At 72.4% G+C, this 19,373-nt stretch carries 21 protein-coding genes; 14 read left to right on the plus strand and 7 right to left on the minus strand.

All coding sequences use genetic code 11. The features are described 5' to 3' along the window. Window positions 1-321: 321 nt before the first annotated feature. Together SXIM_RS26095 and SXIM_RS26100 are read left to right on the plus strand one after the other, a co-directional pair. Window positions 322-543 carry an MbtH family protein gene (locus SXIM_RS26095; protein WP_030737572.1) on the plus strand — a complete coding sequence of 74 codons (222 nt, stop codon included), beginning with the start codon at window positions 322-324 and terminating at the stop codon, window positions 541-543. 41 nt (window positions 544-584) lie between these two features. Then, the gene (locus SXIM_RS26100) at window positions 585-1,562 is read left to right on the plus strand and encodes a GHMP family kinase ATP-binding protein (RefSeq protein WP_053116311.1); all 978 of its coding nucleotides are present in this window, start codon (window positions 585-587) and stop codon (window positions 1,560-1,562) included. Window positions 1,563-1,740: 178 nt separating this feature from the next. Here SXIM_RS26100 and SXIM_RS26105 read toward each other — a convergent pair whose 3' ends face one another. Together SXIM_RS26105 and SXIM_RS26110 are read right to left on the minus strand one after the other, a co-directional pair. Then, the gene (locus SXIM_RS26105) at window positions 1,741-3,201 is read right to left on the minus strand and encodes a sensor histidine kinase (protein WP_043178639.1); all 1,461 of its coding nucleotides are present in this window, start codon (window positions 3,199-3,201) and stop codon (window positions 1,741-1,743) included. Further along, window positions 3,198-3,938 (minus strand): response regulator transcription factor, encoded by a 741-nt coding sequence (locus SXIM_RS26110; protein ID WP_030737581.1) that lies wholly within the window; start codon window positions 3,936-3,938, stop codon window positions 3,198-3,200. Before SXIM_RS26110 ends, SXIM_RS26105 begins: the two co-directional genes overlap by 4 nt. Window positions 3,939-4,146: 208 nt before the next feature. Between SXIM_RS26110 and SXIM_RS26115 the strand changes: the two genes are divergently transcribed. Genes SXIM_RS26115 through SXIM_RS26125 form a run of 3 tightly spaced genes read left to right on the plus strand, consistent with a single transcriptional unit; the run spans window position 4,147 to window position 6,759 of the window. After that, entirely contained in the window at window positions 4,147-5,508 is a 1,362-nt protein-coding gene (locus tag SXIM_RS26115) for a ferredoxin reductase family protein (RefSeq protein WP_053116312.1), read from the plus strand. A 29-nt stretch (window positions 5,509-5,537) separates the two neighbouring features. Beyond that, entirely contained in the window at window positions 5,538-5,960 is a 423-nt protein-coding gene (locus SXIM_RS26120; protein ID WP_030737586.1) for an FMN-binding protein, read from the plus strand. After that, on the plus strand, window positions 5,953-6,759 hold the full coding sequence (locus tag SXIM_RS26125; protein ID WP_046725256.1) for an FAD:protein FMN transferase: 807 nt from the start codon (window positions 5,953-5,955) through the stop codon (window positions 6,757-6,759). Before SXIM_RS26120 ends, SXIM_RS26125 begins: the two co-directional genes overlap by 8 nt. A gap of 324 nt (window positions 6,760-7,083) precedes the next feature. Here SXIM_RS26125 and SXIM_RS26135 read toward each other — a convergent pair whose 3' ends face one another. Next, on the minus strand, window positions 7,084-7,419 hold the full coding sequence (locus tag SXIM_RS26135) for an ArsR/SmtB family transcription factor (protein ID WP_030737590.1): 336 nt from the start codon (window positions 7,417-7,419) through the stop codon (window positions 7,084-7,086). Between the two features lie 86 nt (window positions 7,420-7,505). On the opposite strand from SXIM_RS26135, the gene SXIM_RS26140 reads away from it, so the two are divergent. From SXIM_RS26140 to SXIM_RS26170, 7 genes are all read left to right on the plus strand, one after another. Beyond that, window positions 7,506-8,756, plus strand: a complete 1,251-nt coding sequence (locus tag SXIM_RS26140) for an MFS transporter (RefSeq protein WP_046725257.1) — start codon at window positions 7,506-7,508, stop codon at window positions 8,754-8,756. Between the two features lie 192 nt (window positions 8,757-8,948). Continuing rightward, the gene (locus tag SXIM_RS26145) at window positions 8,949-9,791 is read left to right on the plus strand and encodes a HipA family kinase (RefSeq protein ID WP_030737594.1); all 843 of its coding nucleotides are present in this window, start codon (window positions 8,949-8,951) and stop codon (window positions 9,789-9,791) included. Beyond that, window positions 9,788-10,186, plus strand: coding sequence for a DUF3037 domain-containing protein (locus tag SXIM_RS26150; RefSeq protein ID WP_030737596.1), 399 nt, complete (start codon window positions 9,788-9,790; stop codon window positions 10,184-10,186). The genes SXIM_RS26145 and SXIM_RS26150 overlap by 4 nt, the downstream gene beginning before the upstream one ends. Before the next feature lie 82 nt (window positions 10,187-10,268). Next, entirely contained in the window at window positions 10,269-11,030 is a 762-nt protein-coding gene (fabG, locus tag SXIM_RS26155) for a 3-oxoacyl-ACP reductase FabG (RefSeq protein WP_046725258.1), read from the plus strand. Between the two features lie 91 nt (window positions 11,031-11,121). After that, window positions 11,122-11,802, plus strand: a complete 681-nt coding sequence (locus SXIM_RS26160) for a uracil-DNA glycosylase (RefSeq protein WP_030737601.1) — start codon at window positions 11,122-11,124, stop codon at window positions 11,800-11,802. Window positions 11,803-12,079: 277 nt separating this feature from the next. Next, a complete protein-coding gene (gene tuf, locus SXIM_RS26165) occupies window positions 12,080-13,258 on the plus strand; it encodes an elongation factor Tu (RefSeq protein WP_030737604.1) in 1,179 nt (392 codons plus the stop codon). A gap of 83 nt (window positions 13,259-13,341) precedes the next feature. Then, window positions 13,342-14,196, plus strand: coding sequence for a spermidine synthase (locus tag SXIM_RS26170; protein ID WP_046725259.1), 855 nt, complete (start codon window positions 13,342-13,344; stop codon window positions 14,194-14,196). Window positions 14,197-14,223: 27 nt separating this feature from the next. On the opposite strand, the gene SXIM_RS26175 is transcribed toward SXIM_RS26170, so the two are convergent. Further along, on the minus strand, window positions 14,224-15,057 hold the full coding sequence (locus tag SXIM_RS26175; RefSeq protein WP_053116313.1) for a DUF8017 domain-containing protein: 834 nt from the start codon (window positions 15,055-15,057) through the stop codon (window positions 14,224-14,226). A gap of 171 nt (window positions 15,058-15,228) precedes the next feature. Then, a complete protein-coding gene (locus tag SXIM_RS26180; RefSeq protein WP_046725260.1) occupies window positions 15,229-16,089 on the minus strand; it encodes an EamA family transporter in 861 nt (286 codons plus the stop codon). 108 nt (window positions 16,090-16,197) lie between these two features. On the opposite strand from SXIM_RS26180, the gene SXIM_RS26185 reads away from it, so the two are divergent. Further along, a complete protein-coding gene (locus tag SXIM_RS26185) occupies window positions 16,198-16,773 on the plus strand; it encodes a helix-turn-helix domain-containing protein (RefSeq protein ID WP_030737612.1) in 576 nt (191 codons plus the stop codon). 17 nt (window positions 16,774-16,790) lie between these two features. After that, window positions 16,791-17,345: a YbaK/EbsC family protein gene (locus SXIM_RS26190; RefSeq protein ID WP_030737616.1), complete on the plus strand. Its 555-nt coding sequence runs from the start codon at window positions 16,791-16,793 to the stop codon at window positions 17,343-17,345. A 10-nt stretch (window positions 17,346-17,355) separates the two neighbouring features. Here SXIM_RS26190 and SXIM_RS26195 read toward each other — a convergent pair whose 3' ends face one another. Both SXIM_RS26195 and SXIM_RS26200 read right to left on the minus strand, forming a co-directional pair. Beyond that, complete coding sequence (locus tag SXIM_RS26195; protein ID WP_030737620.1) at window positions 17,356-18,258, minus strand: serine hydrolase; 903 nt, start codon at window positions 18,256-18,258, stop codon at window positions 17,356-17,358. After that, on the minus strand, window positions 18,258-19,208 hold the full coding sequence (locus SXIM_RS26200) for a LysR family transcriptional regulator (RefSeq protein WP_030737623.1): 951 nt from the start codon (window positions 19,206-19,208) through the stop codon (window positions 18,258-18,260). The genes SXIM_RS26195 and SXIM_RS26200 overlap by 1 nt, the downstream gene beginning before the upstream one ends. Window positions 19,209-19,373 lie beyond the last annotated feature (165 nt).

The following is a 19,373-nucleotide window of genomic DNA, read 5'->3' on the forward strand; positions in this document are numbered from 1 at the left end:
TGGCTGAGATCAAGGGTGAAGGTAGCAGCCCGAACGCACCTTCGTCACCTGGTTGTTTCGATGGTCACGCGCGGTGAGGAACGCGGGAAAGGGGTGGGAATATTTTGTTCACGGGTTTCCCGCAAGAGGTGGACATGGCAAGTGCAAGGCTGGTAAGAAGATCATCTGTGCACGGCCACAAGTCGTGCACGCCGTCTGTGAAAACCCCGGAGCGGTGGTGTCCGGTCCCACGGGGGCCGGACGCGGAGCCGTGTCCGGGCACGGGGTCCGAAGGCCGAGCACCACCCGGCCGTCGGTCGAGCGTCTAACGGGGAGACAGGGATGAACGCCAACCCTTTCGAGGATGAGTCCGCCGACTACCTGGCCGTGGTCAACGCCGAGGGACAGCACTCGCTGTGGCCGGCGTTCGCCGAGGTGCCGCTGGGCTGGAACGTCGTCGCCGGTCCTGCCGGCCGCGAGGACTGTCTGCGATTCATCACGGAGAACTGGCAGGACATGCGGCCCAAGAGCCTGGTGGCCGCGCTCTCGCGGTCGGCCGGCTGACTTCGGCGCAGTCGGCGGGCACCGCAACACGGGGATCACACATGACCGGGGAACGTCTCGTCGACGTGCCCGGAATCTCTGACGTCCGTCCCTTCGGCCCTGCCCTCACGGAAGAGGGACGGCCCGGGGCGTGGCGCGGCAGGGGTTCGGCACGCGGCCATCACGGCGAACTGCTCCAGGGAACCTTCACCGCGCACGACGGGCGGCTGCGCCGTGGGCTCACCACACTGCCCTGCGCGCTGTTCAGTTCCGAGGCGACCGTCGAACTCAGCAGCTCGGCGGAGAACTTGCGCGTCGAACCGGGCTGGAAGAGCAAGGCCAGGCAGGCGGCGTGCGCCACGCTGGCGGCGGTCGGCGCGCCACGCCTGGGCGGAGTGCTGCGGGTGCGGAGCAACATTGAGGTGGGGCTCGGGTTCGGCTCGTCATCGGGCGATGTCACGGCCACGATCCGTGCGGTGCTCGACGCCCTGGGGATGAGCCTGCCGGTGGAGGACATCGCCAGGATCGCGGTGGCCGCGGAGTCCGCGGCGGACCCCCTCATGTTCGACGACATGCTGCTGTTCGCCCACCGTGAGGGAGAGGTCATCGAGTCCTTCGGCGTGCCGCTGCTGCCGCTCGCGGTCCTCGGCTTCCCGTTGGGCATCGGTCCGGTGGACACCCTCTCGCACCCGCCCGCCCGCTATACACCTCGAGAGATAGAGCAGTTCGACGAGATGCGGGTCCGCATGCGGTGCGGAACGGCCGGCGGAGACCTCCGGGAGATCGGCCGGATCGCCACTGAGAGCGCGACGGTCAACCAGCGTTTCCTTCCCGTTCCGCACTTCGCCAAGTTGTTGAAGATTCATGCTCATGTGGAGGCCGTGGGGATCCAGGTCGCCCACAGTGGAAGCGTCGGGAGTTTTCTTTTCGACGCCTCCGACGCCGACCTGATGTCGAAGACCGCACTCGCCAGGGAATGCCTGGGGAATATCGGTGTCGAAAAGAACTGGTATTACGAAGAAGGAACAATGGCCGGCTGATCAGAGGTGCCGTTCCGGCGCGGTCACGGCGGTGGTTCCGGCGGGGCCGTGATCGCGCCCGGCGCTCCTTCCGCCCACCGGGGGAGCGACCGCCGGGGGCGTTGGGCACCTGGCCCCACAGAATATTTCGCTTCTGCGAATTCAGGCCCGCCGTCCGCAGATCCGCGGACACGGGCTGTCACCCTGGCCCGCCCGTTCCCCGGCCGTCCCCCTCCCACGGGAGCAGCACACGGAAGACCGTGTGTCCGGGCCGGCTGGTGACGTCGACGCTCCCGCCGTGCGCCCGCGTCACCGAGGCGACGATCGACAGGCCCAGGCCGGTGTTGCCCCCCGCCCGTGACCGTCCGTGGTCGCCCCGCGTGAAGCGGGCGAACACCTTCGGCAGCAGATCAGGAGCGATCCCCGGGCCGTCGTCGGTGACCGTCAACACGATGTCCTCCGCCGCGGCGACGAGGCGGAGCGTCACCTCGGTTCCCGGTGGGGTGTGGGAGGCGGCGTTCGCCAGCAGATTGGTCACCACCTGGTGCAGCCGCTGACCGTCCCCGCGTGTCAGCAGCGGATCCTCCGGGAGGTCCAGCAGCCAGTGGTGACTCGGCCAGATGGCCCGGGCGTCGTCGACTGCGTCCAGGGCCATCCGGCTGAGATCGACCACTTCCCGGGCCAGCGGGCGGTCGGAGTCCAGCCGGGCGAGAAGCAGCAGATCGTCGACGAGCGCGGACATCCGCGCGGACTCGGCGACGACGCGCTCCAGGGAACGCCGTACGTCCGGCGGCAGGGGCCCGGGACGGCGAAGTGCCAGCTCCGCGTGGCCGCGCACGTTCGCCACCGGAGTGCGCAGTTCATGGCCGGCGTCGGCGGCGAACTCCCGTAGCCGCTCCGCACTGGCCTGCCGGCGGGCGAGTGCGACTCCGACGTGTCCCAACAACTGGTTGAGTGCGGCACCGACCCGGCCCACCTCGGTGCCCGTGTCGGTGTCCGGCACCGGCTCGGGCATCGCCACCTCCCCGCTGGCCAGCGGCAGCCGGGTCACCTCCGTGGCGGTGGCCGCCACCCGGTCCAAGGGACGCAGCGCGAGCCGGATCCACAGATAGCCGGCGGCCGCGGTGGCCAGCAGGGCCGCCCCGAACACCACACCCTCCACCACCCGCAGATGGGCCACGGTCTCATCGACGCCGTGCATCGGAAGCCCGGTGACCAGGACATCCCGGTCATCACCCGGCACCGCCACCACACGGTAGGAGCCCAGAGCGGACAGGGTGAGCGTGCGACCGCCCTCATCGGCCGGAAGCGCGGCGAGGGCGGCGCGGTCGGCGGCGTCCAGCGGCACCGGACGGGTGGATTCGTCGTGCACCACGGCTGTGGCGGTCACCGTACCGTCCAGCAGCCGGGCTCCGAACGTGTGATCGGGCTGCCCCCGCGTGTCGACCGCGTTGTCCTCGTCCGGCCGGGCCTCGTGCTCCAGGCTGGCCGCGAAACGCCCGCCACTGGAGACCAGCTGCTGGTCAAGCCGCTCCAGCAGAAAACCGCGCAGCGCCGGCACGGTGGTGAGGCCGACCGCCGCGCACACGGCCGCGACCAGGACGACGAGACCGGTGGTGAGCCGGGCCCGCAGGGTGCGCGGAACCGGGAGTCGCCTCACCGCACCCCCGGTTTCAGCACATATCCGCTGCCGCGCACGGTGTGGATCATCGATGGCCGGCCGGCGTCGATCTTCTTGCGCAGATAACTCACGTAGAGCTCCACGACATGGGCACGACCGCCGAAGTCGTAGGACCACACATGCTCCAGGATCTGCGCCTTCGACAGCACCCGTCGCGGATTGCGCATCAGGTACCGCAGCAGCTCGAACTCGGTGCGCGTCAGTTCCACCGGCCGGCCGCCACGGCTGACCTCCCGTGCCTCCTCGTCCATCACCAGATCACCGACCGCAAGCCTGCTGCCGGGCGGCTCCAGGGCCGTACCAGCCCTGCGCAGCAGCCCGCGCAGCCGCGCCAGCACCTCTTCCAGGCTGAACGGTTTGGTCACATAGTCGTCGGCACCCGCGGTGATGCCCGCGATCCGGTCCTCCACCGCGTCCCGCGCGGTCAGGAACAACACGCACGCCTGGCTCGGCTCCCCCCGCAGCGCCCGCAGCACGCCCGGGCCGTCGATGCCGGGCAGCATCCAGTCGAGCACCACCGCGTCGGGCCGGAACTCCCGTGCCACGCCGAGTGCGGAGGCGCCGTCGGTGGCGGTGCGCACCTGCCAGCCCTCGTAGCGCAGGGCCCGGGAGAGCACCTCGACCAGGTCCGGCTCGTCGTCCACGACCAGGACCCGTGCGGGTGACCCGTCGGGGCGCAGGGGCGGACCGCCACTCCTGATGTTCTGCCTGTTCATGATGGTTCCCAGCATCCCCCGGCGGCGGGTCGGGCGCAGGGCCGTGAACCTCTGTGTTCGCTCTGAATCACCCCCGCCCGGCCGTGATGCAGAAGGTCCTCAGAGCTGCGCCCGCCACTGTGGTCACCGGCACCGGAACCACCGGCCGCCATGAGGAGCGGAGAGACGGTTGACCAGGACAAACAGCGATACCGCGGGGGACGGGAGGGTGCCCGGAGGCCACCGCCACCGGGCGGGGCCGCGCCGGAGCCTGTGGGCGCGCCGGAACCGGATCATTCCGGGAGCCGCCCAGTTCGTGATCTGGACCGGGGCCGCCGCCGTTCTCGTTCTCTGGTGGCGCGACACCCCGGCCGTGACGGGCGCAGCCGAATGGCTGACGGGAGCAGGCCGGATCACCGGCCTGCTGGCCGGGTACGCCTGTGCCGTGCTGCTCGCGCTGATGGCACGGCTGCCGGTTCTGGACCGCGGGGTCGGCACCGACCGGCTCTCCCGCTGGCATGCCGTGGGCGGCCGCTACACAGTGTCACTGGCCATCGCCCATGCTCTGCTCATCACCCTTGGGTATGCCATGACCGCGCACACCGGAGCCGCCCAGCAGGCGGTGACACTGATCACCGGCTACCCGCAGATGCTCAGCTGCGCGGCGGGCTTCGCTCTCCTGCTGTTCACCGCGGTGGTCTCCGCCCGTGCCGCGCGCCGTCGGCTGAGCTACGAGGCATGGCACGCGCTGCACTTCCTCACCTACCTGGCGATCTTCCTCGCCTTCGGACACCAGCTGGCCCTGGGGGCCGACTTCACGTCGAACGCGACGGCGAGGTTCTGCTGGTACGCGCTGTACGGAACGGTGGCCGTCCTTCTGGCGTGGTACCGGTTCCTGCTGCCGGTACGCCGGGCGCTGCGACACCGCCTGGTGGTCACCGCCGTGACCCACGAGGCGCCCGGTGTGGTCTCGATACGGATCGCCGGCCGTCACCTCGACGAGCTGGGCGCCCGGCCCGGTCAGTTCTTCCGGTGGCGCTTCCTCGTTCCCGGACTGTGGTGGTCCGCCAACCCCTACTCGTTGTCGGCGCCCGCCCGCGACGACCTGCTGCGCATCACCGTCAAGGCGGTCGGGGGGCACAGCGCCCGGCTGGCCCGGCTGCGGCCCGGCACCCGGGTGTGGGCGGCAGGACCGTACGGAGCACTCACGGCCGAACGGTCAGGTGGTGCCGCCAAGTCGCTCCTGGTCGCCGGGGGAGTGGGGATCACGCCGCTGCGCGCGCTCTTCGAGACCCTTCCGGGCCAGGTGACCCTCATCTACCGGTCCCACCGTCCCGAGGACGTGGTGCTCCGCGACGAACTGGACGCCATCGCCCGGCACCGCCGCGGGCGGGTGCACTACCTGCTCGGGGACCGTGCCGATTGCGAGGCCGCCCTCACCGCGCCGGGACTGCGCCGGCTCGTCCCCGGACTGCCCGGTCACGACGTGTACCTGTGCGGGCCACCCGCCCTGACCGAGACCGTCACCGCGGCCCTGCGCCGCGCGGGGGTACCCCGCCGCCGCATCCACCACGAGTCGTTCGCGTTCTAGCGGACCATCTCCCGGAAGGAACCGAAAACGTGCACCGTGCCGCCATCGCAGCGGTGACCACCGTCGCGGGTGTGGTCGCCCTGCTCTCCCTCAAACCCCATGCCGCTCCGGCGGCCCTCGCTCCCGCGCCGCCCGCGGGTGATCCGCCGCCGGCCGTCGCGCCCGGCCCCGACCCGACCGGCACGTTCACCGGGAAGTCGATCGACACTCCCTTCGGACCGGTCCAGGTGGCGGTCACGCTCGATCAGGGAAGGATCACCGGTGTTCGGGCCCTGCGGACACCGGGCGGTGATCCCAGGAGCGAAGCCATCGCCGCGGAATCGGTACCCCGGCTCACACAGGAGGTGCTGCGGGCGCAGAGCGTCCACGTCGATGCCGTGTCCGGGGCCAGCTACACGAGTCAGGGCTACCTGGATTCCCTTCAGAGCGCGCTGGACCAGGCCGGTGGCTGAGCCGGGCCGCGGGCTGCGTCACGCCGAGCACGTCATGGGCACCGTGTTCTCCTTCGACATCCGTGGTGCCGTCACCCCCGCCGTACGCCGCGCTCTGACGGACGCGGTCGCCATGCTGCACCGCGTCGACGAGGTCTTCTCCACCTTCCGTCCCGACAGTGCCATCAGCCGGCTGGGGGCGGGAACCACGACGGTGGACGCGTGCCCGCCGGAGGTGGCCGAGGTCCTGGAGCTGTGCGCGGAGGCGACCCGCCGCAGCGATGGCTGGTTCAGCGTCCGCGCCGCAGGCTTCCTGGACCCGTCCGGACTGGTCAAGGGCTGGGCCACCGAGCGGGCCGCCGAACTGCTGCGAGGGGCGGGAGCACAACGGGTGTGTGTCAACGGCGGTGGTGATCTCCAGTGCACGGGCACAGCCCCGGCGGACCCCTGGCGGCTGGGTGTCGCCGACCCGGCCGCCCCGGGACAACTGCTCGCCGTCGTGCAGGGGTACGACCTCGCGGTCGCCACCTCCGGCAGCGCCGAGCGGGGCGCGCACATCCTCGATCCGCACGCTCGGGAACCCGCCGGCGAACTGCTCTCCCTCACCCTCATCGGCAACCGCCTGACCTGGACCGACGCCTACGCCACGGCCGCCTTCGCGAGGGGATCCGCCGCCCGTGACTGGGTGGAGGGACTCGAAGGTCACGAAGCCCTGGCCGTGACCCGCGGGGGAGCGGTGTGGCACACCTCCGGCTTCGGCTCCTTCGGCCGGCTCCTCGATCGCGGAACATCCCCAGGCCGACCCACGCGTGATGCGTGAGGTCCGGTGTGTGGCGCGAGAGGACGGAATGGGAGAGAGCCCCAAGCGCTACCGGCCGCCAGTTCGATGAGGCGAGGACCTGTTATCAGTGGGTTGCCGACGACGGAGAGGGTTCCGTCGAGCGCGAGCATGCGCAGCAGTGGTGAGAGTGCGTGGTCGGCGGAGATGGTGTCGAGGACGAGGTCGAAGCGTCCGTGGCCTGCCGGGGTTGATGCATGTCATCGCCTGGACGAGGCTCGAGCGGCAGCCGAAGAGCGAGGCGGGGTGGCCTGCCGGCGAGCGGTGCCGGGCGGACCGTGCTCGGGCTGCTGCCGCGTCAGGCCCTCAAGGCCGTCGGCCCTCTCGCGCGAGAGTCGCCATCAGTGCGTCCAGCAGGCCCGGTGCCGCTTCTTGGAGGCTGGCGCGGCGGAGGCGGTGGCCGCGGGAGGGGCCGACCATGACCGGGTGGAGGATGCCGGCCTCCACGAGGATCTTGAAGTGGTGGGTCGCGGTGGACTTGCTGAGGCCCTCGTAGAGGTCCGAGCAAGGGGCTTCGGCGACGGGGGAGGTCGCCAGGCGGCGGACCATTTCCAGGCGGGCGGGGTCCGCGAGGGCGCGCAGCAGTTTCTGGACGGGGGCGACCGCCGGCAACTGGTCGGGCGGGGTTTCCCAGGACGGCATCGGACAGCTCCAAGTTTGACGAACGTCGTACTTGCTCTTAGCGTTCTCGAAGTACGATCTGCATCGAACTTATCAGGAGTCCCCCTGTGCCGTCACTGTCCCCGGGGCGCCGCCCCCAGTCCTGGAGCTACGCGGTTCTCCTCGGCCTCCTCATGCTCGGCCAGGCGACCTCCGCCATCCCCTCGCCGCTCTACTCCCTGTACGCCGAGAAATGGGACTATCCGCCCTTTCTGACCACGGTCATCTTCGCCGCGTACGGGGCCGTGGCCGTCATCGCGATCCTCTGCTCCGGAGCCCTGTCCGACCGTTACGGCCGCCGGCCGGTGCTCCTGGCCGCCGTCCTGCTACTCCTCGCCGGACTCGCGGTCTTCGTCCTCGCGACAGGGCCCGCGTACCTCGTCGTGGCACGGATGCTCAACGGCCTGGGGATCGGCGCGATCGTCGTCGTCGCCGGGGCCGCTCTCCTGGACGTGGATCCACAGCGGGCGGCGCGCAGCGGAACGCTCACCGCCATCGCCTTCAACGTCGGCATCGCCGTCGCGGCACTCGGCACCGCGACCCTCGCCCAGACCAATCTTCACCCCCTGCTCCTGCCCTACCTCGCCGATGCGCTCATCGCCCTCGTCCTGCTCGCCCTCCTCGCGGTGATGCGTGAACCGCACCCCGGCGCCGGTGCCGCGCCACTGAGGATCCCGCGCCCACGGGTGCCCAAGGAGATCCGCTCACGCTTCGTCTTCTCCGTGATCGGCGCCGGGGCCGCCTGGGCCGTGCTCGGGGTCTGCTTCTCGCTGGAACCGTCCATCGCCGCACAGGCCGCGAACATCGAAGGGCCGTTCTTCGGCGGCGTCATCATCGCAGCCGTCACTCTCTCCGCCGCCTGCGCGCAGGTCGCCGGTGGTCGCTACCCGGCCCGTACGGTCGCGCTCACCGGCGACACGGCGCTCGCCGTGTTCATGCTGGCCGGAATAGGCGCCTTCGCGACCGGCAACGCCGTCGTCATCACCGTCGCGGTCGCACTTCAGGGCGGCGCCTACGGACTTGCCTTCGGCGGCTCCCTGCGCCATCTGACCACGCACATTCCCGCCGAGAGCCGCGGGGCCGTCATGTCCGCGTTCTATCTGTTCGCCTACGGCGCGCTCATCACCCCCACACTTCTCGTCGGTATCGGCGCGACCCTGTGGGGCGGCACCACGATCTTCCCCTTCTTCGCCGTACTCGCGGCCCTTCTCTGCCTCTCCGCCGTTCTTGCCGAGCGGGTGCTGGGCCGCCGGGAAGGACATCGTGCGGAGATGCGAGTGCCGGCAGCTGAGGTGTCCCGGATGAGCGAGATCGACTGACCGGCGACCCCATGGCCGCCCGGGCGGGGCCGGCGTATAAGCACCCCCGCCGGCCCCTGCGCCGCGCGGGAGTTCCCCGCCGCCTTGCCCGCGTCGGGTACTCCCCAGCCGTGATCCGGGTCGGTAGCCGGGGCGGAGGCGTCGACGGAGCACCGTGGATCCCCAGGCCGGACGGCCCGATAGCCTGGGGGAATGCTCCGCGAAACGTTCGCCACCCGCTATGTCACCCCCTTGCGGGAGGGGGGATCGCTGCCCGGGATCGTCGAGGCCGACGACCTGGGGACGTATGTCATGAAGTTCACCGGCGCCGGCCAGGGCCGCAAGACGCTGGTCGCCGAGGTGATCTGCGGCGAACTGGCCCGCCGGCTCGGGCTGCGGGTGCCCGAGCTGGTGCGCATGGAGCTGGATCCGGTGATCGGGCGCGCCGAACCCGACCAGGAGGTCCAGGAACTGCTGAAGGCCAGCGGCGGACTCAACCTCGGCATGGACTTCCTGCCCGGTTCGCTCGGCTTCGACCCGCTCGCCTACCGGGTGGACCCGGCCGAGGCCGGCCGGGTGGTGTGGTTCGACGCCCTCATCGGCAACGTCGACCGTTCCTGGCGCAACCCCAACCTCCTGGTGTGGCACGGCGACCTGTGGCTGATCGACCACGGCGCCGCCCTGATCTGGCACCACAACTGGCCCACCGCGAGCCGCTGGGCCGAGCGCCCCTACGACGCCTCCGACCACGCCCTGGCCCCGTTCGGGCCGCGCGTCGCCGAGGCCGCCGCCGCGCTCGCCCCGCGGGTGACCGCCGAACTGCTGGCCGAGGTCACCGCCCTGGTCCCCGACGCCTGGCTGGCCGGGGAGCCCGGTTTCGACACCCCCGACGCGGTGCGCGCCGCCTACGGCGAGGTGCTGGCCGCCCGGGCCCGTAGCATCCATGAACACATCACCGTGGGGCCGCCCACCGCCGACAAGCCCTCCCAGGCACCCGGCTGGCTGACCGGCGGCCTGCCCCTCACCACTCACAGCACCCAGGACGATGCCCGATGAACCACACCCCGGCGCGGCAGCGCGAGGTCTTCGAGTACGCGCTCCTGCGGGTCGTGCCCCGGGTGGAACGCGGTGAGTGCGTCAACGCCGGTGTGCTGCTGTACTCCCAGGCCCATTCCTTCCTGGCCGCCCGTACCCATCTGGACCCGCGGCGGCTGCGTGCCCTGGACCCGGACGTCGACCTGACCGGGGTACAGGCGGCGTTGCGGGCCGCCGAGCGGGTCTGCGACGGGGGCAGCAGCGCGGGGCAGGCGGCCGGGGACGGCCCGGGCCGGCGGTTCCGCTGGCTGGTCGCGCCGCGCAGCACCGTCGTCCAGCCGGGGCCCGTGCACAGCGGGCTGACGGCCGACCCGGCGGCCGAACTGGAACGGCTGCTGGCGACGCTGGTGCGCTGAACACCGGAGACACGCCGTTGACAGGCAGGTGGCCGACTTCTAGCGTCGCCTCGGCCACCACTCGACGGCGAGGAGACGCAGCATGTCCACCACTCAGCAGCGGGTCGCGATCGTCACCGGAGCGGCCAGGGGCATCGGCGCCGCCACCGCGCTGCGGCTCGCCGCCCAGGGCCGCGCCGTCGGGGTACTCGACCTGGACCCCGACGCCTGCCGGGAGACGGTGGAGAAGATCACCGCCGACGGCGGCACCGCGCTCGCCGTCGGCTGCGACGTCTCGGACACCGACCAGGTACGGGACGCCGTACGGCAGGTGGCGGCCGAACTCGGCCCGCCGCTGGTGCTGGTCAACAACGCCGGGGTGCTGCGCGACAACCTGCTGTTCAAGATGGACGAGACCGACTGGGACACCGTCATCGGCGTCCATCTGCGCGGTGCCTTCCTCATGTCGCGGGCCTGCCAGTCGTACATGGTGGAGGCGGGCTTCGGGCGGATCGTCAGCCTCTCCTCGTCCTCGGCGCTCGGCAACCGCGGCCAGGCCAACTACGCCGCCGCCAAGGCCGGGCTCCAGGGCTTCACCAAGACCCTCGCCAAGGAACTGGGCAAGTTCGGCATCACCGCGAACGCGGTGGCGCCCGGCTTCATCGTCACCGACATGACCGCCGCCACCGCCGCCCGGGTCGGCGTCGGCTTCGACGACTTCCAGGAGGCGGCGGCCGCGAAGACGGCGGTGGGACGGGTCGGCGCCCCCGAGGACGTGGCCCGCGCCATCGCCTTCTTCACCGCGGACGAGGCCGGATTCGTCTCGGGACAGGTGCTGTACGTGGCGGGCGGGCCGCTGAACTGAGCCGGGCGGGCCGCCGGTTGTCAGTGCCACCGGGTACGTTCGTGCGCGAACCCACTCTTGGCGCACCATCGGAGGTCGCGACGTGATCGGCATGCTGCCCGCATCCTGGCAGGGCCCGCTCGGCGAGGAACTCGGCAAGCCCTACTTCAAGGAGCTCACCGAGTTCGTCGAGGAGGAGCGGGCCCGGGGCCCGGTGTTCCCGCCCCGCGAGGAGGTCTTCGCGGCACTGGAGGCCACCCCGTACGACCGGGTGAAGGTGCTGATCCTGGGCCAGGACCCGTACCACGGGAAGGGCCAGGGGCACGGGCTGTGCTTCTCGGTCCGCCCCGGGGTGAAGACCCCGCCCTCGCTGCGCAACATCTACAAGGAGATGCACAGCGAACTGGGCCTCCCCATCCCCGACAACGGCTATCTGATGCCGTGGGCCCAGCAGGGCGTGCTGCTGCTCAACGCGGTGCTGACGGTGCGCGAGGGCGAGGCCAACTCGCACAAGGGCAAGGGCTGGGAGACCTTCACGGACGCGGTGATCCGCGCCGTCGACGCCCGTCCCGACCCCGCCGTCTTCGTGCTGTGGGGGAACTACGCGAAGAAGAAGCTGCCCCTGATCGACACCGAGCGGCACGTCGTGGTGCAGGGTGCGCACCCCTCCCCGCTGTCCGCCAAGAAGTTCTACGGTTCCCGTCCCTTCACCCAGATCAACGAGGCCGTCGCCGCGCAGGGCCACACGCCGATCGACTGGCGCATCCCGGACCTGGCGGCGTCCGCCTCCTGACCGGGGAGCCAGGGAAAACCCTTCGACACGCCCGGCCCCAACGGGCCACGATGGTGCACATGTTCCGGCAGACCTTCCTCGCAGCGCCGTCCGCAGCAGCGGACGCGCCGAAGGCTGCCGTCTTCCCGCACGCCGCAGACGGCGCCCGACGCTGACCCTCCCCGGATCGCACCGCGGACCCCGCAGGGGGAGGGTCGGTGGGATCCAGGGGGTTCGCGCGCCGGCCGGGACGGTCCCCGGCCGGCGCCACACCGGCGCAGCCGTGAAGGAAGAAACCATGCCCAAGCAGGCATACGTTCGCACCAAGCCCCACCTCAACATCGGCACCATGGGCCACGTCGACCACGGCAAGACGACGCTGACCGCCGCCATCACCAAGGTCCTCAGCGACCGCGGCACCGGCACCTTCGTGCCCTTCGACCGCATCGACAAGGCCCCCGAGGAGGCGGCCCGGGGCATCACCATCACGATCTCGCACATCGAGTACGAGACGGAGACCCGGCACTACGCCCACGTCGACATGCCCGGGCACGCCGACTTCATCAAGAACATGATCACCGGCGCCGCCCAGCTGGACGGCGCGATCCTGGTCGTCTCGGCGGTGGACGGCGTCATGCCGCAGACCGCCGAGCACGTGCTGCTCGCCAAGCAGGTCGGCGTCGAGCACATCGTGGTGGCCATGACCATGGCCGACATGGGCGACCCGGAGCTGATGGACCTGGTGGAGCTGGAGGTGCGCGAACTGCTCACCGCGCAGGGATACGCGGGGGAGTCGCTGCCGGTGGTCCGGGTCTCCGGGCTCGGCGCGCTGCGCGGCGAGCCACGCTGGAGCGGCGCGATCGAGGCGCTGCTGGACGCGGTCGACACGTACGTGCCGGTGCCCGAGCGGTACGTGGACGCGCCGTTCCTGCTGCCGGTGGAGAACGTGCTGACCATCACCGGGCGCGGCACGGTGGTCACCGGCGCCGTCGAGCGCGGCACGGTGCGCGTCGGTGACCGCGTGCTGCTGGTGGGCGGGGCGGGCACCGAGACGGTGGTCACCGGCCTGGAGACCTTCGGCAAGCCGATGACCGAGGCGCAGGCCGGCGACAACGTGGCGCTGCTGCTGCGCGGCGTGGCCCGCGACGCGGTACGGCGCGGCGACATCGTGGCCCTGCCCGGCAGCGTCACCCCGCGCCGTGTCTTCACCGCGGAGACGTACCTGCTCTCCGCGGCGGAAGGCGGCCGGCGCACGGGCGTGGCCAGCGGCTACCGGCCGCAGTTCTACATCCGCACGGCGGACGTCGTCGGTGACATCACCCTGCCCGACGGCGGGACGGCGCTGCCGGGGGACGCCGTCACCATGACGGTCGAACTGGGGCACGCCGTACCGCTGGAGCCGGGTCTCGGCTTCGCGATCCGCGAGGGCGGCCGCACGGTGGGCGCCGGGCGGGTGACGGCGGTCGAGGACGCCTGAGCGGCGCGGCGGGCGGCTCCCGCCCGCCGCAGGTCGCGGCCGGCCCGGGCCGTGGCCCGGGCCGGCCGGGAGACAATGTCCGGGTGAGCGAGGACGAGGCGATACCGGTGATCCGGCCGGTGGCATACGGCACTGCCCGGCTGCTGCCCGACGTCGACCGGGACGGCGCCTGGCTGCTGACCGTGGACGGGGCCCCGCAGTCCTACGTCGACCTGCGCGACCCCACCCACCTGGAGTTCGAGTACACCCGCCGGATCGGCCATGTCCTGGACACCACGGCCCCGGCCGGCGACCCGCTCGACCTGCTGCACCTGGGCGGTGGCGCGCTCACCCTGCCCCGGTACGCCGCCGCCACCCGCCCCGGCTCCCGGCAGCGCGTCGTGGACGCGGACGGCCCGCTGGCCGCGCTGATCGCCGAGCGGCTCCCGGTGCCACCGGCCGAGCCCATCGAGACGCGGGTGGCGGACGCCCGGGAGGAGCTGGAGGCGGCGCCGGCCGGTGCGTACGACCTCGTGATCGCCGACGTCTTCGACCGCTCCCGCATTCCCGGGCCGATGACCACCGCGGGCTGCGCACACGCGGCGGCCCGCGCGCTGCGGCCGGGCGGCTGTTACGCCGTCAATCTCGCGGATGCCGCGCCCTTCGGCTTTCTGCGCTCCCAACTCGCCAATCTCGCCGACGCCTTCGACCAGCTGTGCCTGGTCGCCGAGCCCTCCGTCCTGCGCGGCCGGCGGTTCGGCAACCTGCTGCTGCTCGCCTCCCGTACCGCGCCCCTGCCACCCGACGGCCTGGCCCGCCGGGTGGCCGCCGACCCGTTTCCGGCCCGCGTGGTGCACGGCGCCGAGCTGACCCGGCTCACCGGCGACGCCCGCCCCGTACCGGAGGACGCCGCCCGTCCCTCCCCACCGCCGCCCGCCGGGGCGTTCGGCGTCGGCTGAGCCGCGCCACCCGCCCCGGCGGCGGCCTCAGTCCACCGCGTAAGGCCGCAGGCTGTTCATCATCGCGTCGATCGTCTCCTGGGAGGGCTCCTCCGGGTACCCGGTGTCCATCACCAGGACCCAGGTGGCCAGATCGCCCTCGGCGTCGATGTAGGAGAACGCGATCGCCTTGCCGCCCTCAGGGCCCTCGCACGCCGCGTCCGGGTCCTGCGGCACGTCGGTGACCGTGGCCGTCACCACGTACCCGGTGATGCCGTGCTCGCTGGTGAACGGCTCCGGTTCCGAGGTGACGAAGGTGCCCTGCTGCTCCTGGTCGTAGGCGGCCAGCACCCAGTTCTTGGCCTCATTGGTGGCGGCCTCCTCGACGCCCGAGGCGCCCTGGCCCGCCTTGGTGCCGGCCAGCGCGCGGGAGGTGGCGTTGTCCGCCTCGGCGCACCAGCCGTACATGTACTCCACCGGTCCCGACATGGCGACCAGCACGTCCTGCGGATCGGCGCCCTCCCGGGAGTCGTTGTAACCGACCAGGGTGTCCTCGGAGTTGGTCTGCCACTCCGGCGGCACGTCGAACGCGTTGTGCTTGTCCGCGTTGGTCTGCACCCGCCAGTCCGGGGCGACCACCGGGTCCGGGACGGTGACCACCGAACGCCTCGGGTCATCGGGGGCCGGACGGGCGCCCGTGGTGCTCTCCCCTTCGGGCGGGGTCGGCGCGGCGGACGGCTGCCCGTCGCCGCCGCGCAGCACCAGCACCGTGGTGACCACGGCCGCCGCTGCCACGACGGCCGTCGCGACGACGGCGATCGCGGCCTTCGACCGGCCCCCGCCCCCGCCCCCGCCCCCGCCGCCGGGCGGCTGGGTGAGCACGGTGGGCGCGTACGGCCCCGGTGACCCCTGCGGCGGCTGGTACCCCCGTACGGGTAAGGGGGGTGCGTGGGATGCCCGCCCTGCTGCTGGTACGGACCGTTCACCGCGGAAGGTCGGCCGTCCCCCGGCTGCTGTTCTCCTGGCCTCATGGAACAGGAGAATAGAGAAGAACTATCCGGAGGCCAGCAGCAGTGTCCCGGTCATCGCGAGCCCCGCCCCCGCCGCCTGGACCAGCCGCAGCCGTTCACGCAGGACACCGCGCGCCGCCAGCGCGCAGATGAGCGGGTCGAGTGAGGCCAGCACGGCGGCGATCGTCACCGGGCCGATCGAGGCGGCCAGCGCGTACGTGGCGTTGCCCGCGAGATCCGCCACCCCGACGAAGGCCAGCGCCGGCAGCGTCCCCGCCAGGGCCCGCCGCCCGCCCTCCGGCAGCACGGGTGCGCCGCGCCGCGCCGCCGCGAACAGCGCCCCGCCGCCCACCGCCACACTGCACAGCCGTTGCACGAACAGGGCGAGCAGCAGCCCGCGCACGGTGGTCGCCGACTGCACGATGAGCACCAGCACCGCCCCGAATCCGGCCGCCGCGACCAGCGCCAGCGCGACGGTGCGGCGCTGGAGGGCGGCGCCGCGCAGTTGTGGTCCACCGGCCAGCAGCACGCCGATCACGGCGATGCCGATGCCCGCGTACTGGAGCGGCTGTGGCCGTTCGCCGAGCACCAGCGCCACCGTGATGGGCACCGCGACGGCGGTCGCCACCAGCGGGGAGACCACGCCCATCGGGCCGCGCGCCAGCGCCCGGTAGTAGCACAGCACCGCGCCCGGCCCGATCAGACCTGCCGCCACCGCGCACCACAGCCGGGGCCCGGCCTCGCTCCAGGCCCCGGTGGCGACGACGATCGTGCCCAGCGTCACCGTGGCCAGGCTCTGCGAGACCACCATCACGGTGAGCGCCGGGGTACGCCGGGACAGCAGCCCGCCACCGAAGTCGGCCAGCCCCCACAGCAGACTGGTCACCAGGGCCAGGGCTACCATTGAGTACCTCGCAGTACAGTGCGTTGGACGAAAAGGGAACGCCGTACTCTAGCGCACTTCATTGCACTGTGGCGTACAGAATATGTGACCCCTGCGGAGAGGCCGCCCGTGACCGACCTCGATCAGCTCACCCAGTCCCTCGCCCGCAACCTGCGCCGGCTGCGCACCGAACGCGGCTTCACCCTGGACGGGCTCGCCGCCAGGGCCGGCATCAGCCGGGGGATGCTCATCCAGATCGAGCAGGCCAGGACGAACCCCAGCGTCGGCACGGTGGTGAAGGTCGGCGACGCGCTGGGGGTGAGCATCACGACGCTGCTGGACTTCGACCAGACCCCCTCCGTACGGCTGGTGCCCCCGGACCGGGCGATCCGGCTGTGGTCCACCGAGGCCGGCAGCCACAGCACGCTGCTGGCCGGCACCGAGGCGCCGGGGCCGCTGGAGCTGTGGCGCTGGCGGCTGATGCCGGGGGAGAGCCACGTCTCGGACCCGCACCCGCCGGGCAGCACCGAACTGGTGCACGTGACGACCGGAGTTCTCACCATCCGGCTGGACGGCGTGGACCATGACGTGCCGGCCCAGGTGTCCGCCTCGTACGAGGCCCACGTGGCGCACAGCTACCGCAACGAAGGGCAGGAGCCCGTCGAGTTCATGATGGCCGCCTCGGTGCCGTCCGCGAACGGCTGACTTGTTACGGTGCCGCCATGCGCGCCCCCATCGGAACATTCGACGAAGCCCGTCCGGCCATCGAGTGCCTGGACCTGCTGCCCGCGCCGGTCGGCGCCGCCCTGCGGGCCTGGTCGGGGCCGGTGCCCGTCGAGCAGGTGCTGTTCGTGGACAGTGACCCGGAGAAGGCCGACACCGCGGTCTTCGTGGCCGCCTACGGCGCTGACCTGGAGCAGGCCTCGGCCAACTGCGTGGTGATCGCCGGGAAGCGGGGCGGGGAGACCGCGCTCGCCGCCGCCCTGGTGCCCGCCACCACCCGGGTCGACGTCAACGGGGTGGTGCGCCGCCGCCTCGGCGCCCGCAAGGCGTCGTTCGCACCGATGGAGCAGGCCGTGGAGGCCAGCGGCATGGAGTACGGCGGCATCACGCCCATCGGGCTGCCGGCGGGCTGGCCGCTGCTGGTGGACGCGGCCGCCGTCGAGCTGCCCTGGGCGCTGATCGGCAGCGGCCACCGGCGCGGCAAGATCATCCTGCCGGGCAAGGCGCTCGGCTCCCTGCCCGGTGTGACGGTGGTGGAAGGCCTCGGCCGCTGATCCGTCCGGCTCACCCCTGCCGCAGCTGATCGCGCAGCGCCCGGGCCACCTGGCCCATGAGTGCCTCGGCCTCCGGCTGCCGGCCCGCCGGAACCTGTGACTCGGTGAGCGCGGTCACCGCGAACGCCTGACCGTCGGCGTGCTCGACCACGCCCGTCTCGTGCCGCAGGTTCAGCAGGGTGCCCGTCTTGGAGGACCACACAGTGGCGTCCGAGCTGAAGTCGGGGGCCAGCCGCTGCCGCAGCAGATTGGCCCCCATCAGCTCCCGTACCCGCGTCGCGATCCCCGGGTCGATCGCCGAGGGGGTCCACAGCGCCTGGAGCAGTTCGGTGAAGGCCCGGGCGGTGCCGGTGTTGGCGCGGGCGATGTCCAGCTGCCACACCGGGTGTCCCCGGCCGCTGGTGCTGGCGCCGATCGCCAGGGAGTGCGCGAGGTGGGCGTCCGCCGGATGGAGCCGGTCCACAGGGGTGTCCTCCAGGTCGCCCATCGAGTGCCGCACGAAGACGCCGTCCAGGCCGAGTTCGTCCAGGATCCGGGCGACCTCGGCGGGCGGGGTGAGCGCGAACAGCGCGTCGGCCGAGGTGCTGTCGCTGATGGAGACGCCCAGGTAGAGCAGGTCGTCGACGGCCATCCGGGCCGGGTGCCGGAACCGGCTCAGCCCGGTCGGTCCCGGCGCGGCGACGCGACCGGGCGCCACCTCGATCTGCCGGGCGGGGTCCAGCTCGCCGCGCCGTACCCGCTCCAGGGTCGCGATGGCCAGCGGGATCTTCACCAGGGAGGCGATCGGGAATTCGAGATCGGGGTCGATGCCCAGCTCGTCACCGGTGGCCAGATCGCGCACCAGGAACGAGCCGCGCAGCCCGCCGTCCCGCAGCGTCGCGCGCAACTCCCGCAGCAGACGGTCCTCGCTCATCATGCGGCCGTGCCCGCCCCCGTTTCCGTTCCCGGTCCTGTCCGTGCCGGCGCCCCGGCCCGCGGGCCGCTCCCACCCTGCGGTTCGGCGCCCAGGCAGCGGGCGATGCCGCCGCCCAGCAGTTCCCTGATCCGCTCGGCGTCCGCGCGTACGGCGGCGGCCACGGCGAAGCCGCGCACCGGCCGCAGTTCGCCGAGCGGGCGCCAGTGCAGGCCCAGCTCCGCCGCCTGCGCCCGCGAGCACAGCAGCAGATCCCGTGAGCACAGCACCTCCGCGGCGGCCGCGGCCGGTGAACCGGCCGACATGAGCTGGGCCGGCCGCAGCCCCACCGCGTCGCGCAGCCGGGCGAGCGGGTCCCGGATGTGCGGCACCTCGTCCTCCGGCTGGAGCCACACCCGGCGCGGCGGGTCGCGGTCGGTGCGCCCGGCGCGCAGCGTCTCCAGATGGATCCGGGCCCCGGCTGGCTCGGTCGCCCCGGCCAGGCCCAGCGGTACGGTCCACACCGCCTCGCCCTCGGGCACCGCGACCAGGGCGGCGCGCACCTCCTGGACCCTCACCCGCTCGGCGCGCTCGGCGGGCGGCAGCGGCCGGGGCTCCAGGATCAGCTCGTGGCGCCGGGCGTCGGCGATGAGCCGGGCCAGCGCACCGGCCGGGCAGCCGTCCGGGACGGCCAGCCGGAACGGGCGGCGCTTGGCGGTCTCCGCCTCGTGCTCCAGCAGTTCGGCCAGCTGGACCAGCCGGCGGGCGTGCGGCAGCAGGTCGCGGCCGAAGGGGGTGAGCGTCGCGCGGCGTGCGGAGCGTTCCAGCAGGGGTTCGCCCAGATGCTTCTCCAGCGCGGCGATCTTGCGGCTGGCCACCGACTGGGCCATCCGGGCAGCTGCCGCGCCGACCGTGAAACTGCCGCGTTCGCTCACCTTCACGAAGGCGCGGCAGGCACCGACCAGATCCATGGCCGCGACCCTATGCCACTTCGGCATGGAACCGCGCAACCGGGTCTTGGACGGCATGGGTGGCCGGGCGGGAGGGTGATCACGCGGGCGGGGACCGTCCCCGGTCCGTGCGTGAATGGGGAGCGAAGATGCGGGTGCACAGGCGAGTCGGCGGCAGGTTCCTGG

Source organism: Streptomyces xiamenensis, from assembly GCF_000993785.3.
Classification (GTDB): Bacteria; Actinomycetota; Actinomycetes; order Streptomycetales; family Streptomycetaceae; genus Streptomyces; species Streptomyces xiamenensis.

Coding starts and splice junctions, on each gene's coding strand:
- SXIM_RS26095 (WP_030737572.1), top strand. CDS start 322: ATGAACGCCAACCCTTTCGAGGATGAGTCCGCCGACTACCTGGCCGTG.
- SXIM_RS26100 (WP_053116311.1), top strand. CDS start 585: ATGACCGGGGAACGTCTCGTCGACGTGCCCGGAATCTCTGACGTCCGT.
- SXIM_RS26110 (WP_030737581.1), bottom strand. CDS start 3,938: ATGAACAGGCAGAACATCAGGAGTGGCGGTCCGCCCCTGCGCCCCGAC.
- SXIM_RS26135 (WP_030737590.1), bottom strand. CDS start 7,419: ATGCCGTCCTGGGAAACCCCGCCCGACCAGTTGCCGGCGGTCGCCCCC.
- SXIM_RS26145 (WP_030737594.1), top strand. CDS start 8,949: ATGCTCCGCGAAACGTTCGCCACCCGCTATGTCACCCCCTTGCGGGAG.
- SXIM_RS26150 (WP_030737596.1), top strand. CDS start 9,788: ATGAACCACACCCCGGCGCGGCAGCGCGAGGTCTTCGAGTACGCGCTC.
- fabG (WP_046725258.1), top strand. CDS start 10,269: ATGTCCACCACTCAGCAGCGGGTCGCGATCGTCACCGGAGCGGCCAGG.
- SXIM_RS26160 (WP_030737601.1), top strand. CDS start 11,122: ATGCTGCCCGCATCCTGGCAGGGCCCGCTCGGCGAGGAACTCGGCAAG.
- tuf (WP_030737604.1), top strand. CDS start 12,080: ATGCCCAAGCAGGCATACGTTCGCACCAAGCCCCACCTCAACATCGGC.
- SXIM_RS26180 (WP_046725260.1), bottom strand. CDS start 16,089: ATGGTAGCCCTGGCCCTGGTGACCAGTCTGCTGTGGGGGCTGGCCGAC.
- SXIM_RS26190 (WP_030737616.1), top strand. CDS start 16,791: ATGCGCGCCCCCATCGGAACATTCGACGAAGCCCGTCCGGCCATCGAG.
- SXIM_RS26195 (WP_030737620.1), bottom strand. CDS start 18,258: ATGAGCGAGGACCGTCTGCTGCGGGAGTTGCGCGCGACGCTGCGGGAC.
- SXIM_RS26200 (WP_030737623.1), bottom strand. CDS start 19,208: ATGGATCTGGTCGGTGCCTGCCGCGCCTTCGTGAAGGTGAGCGAACGC.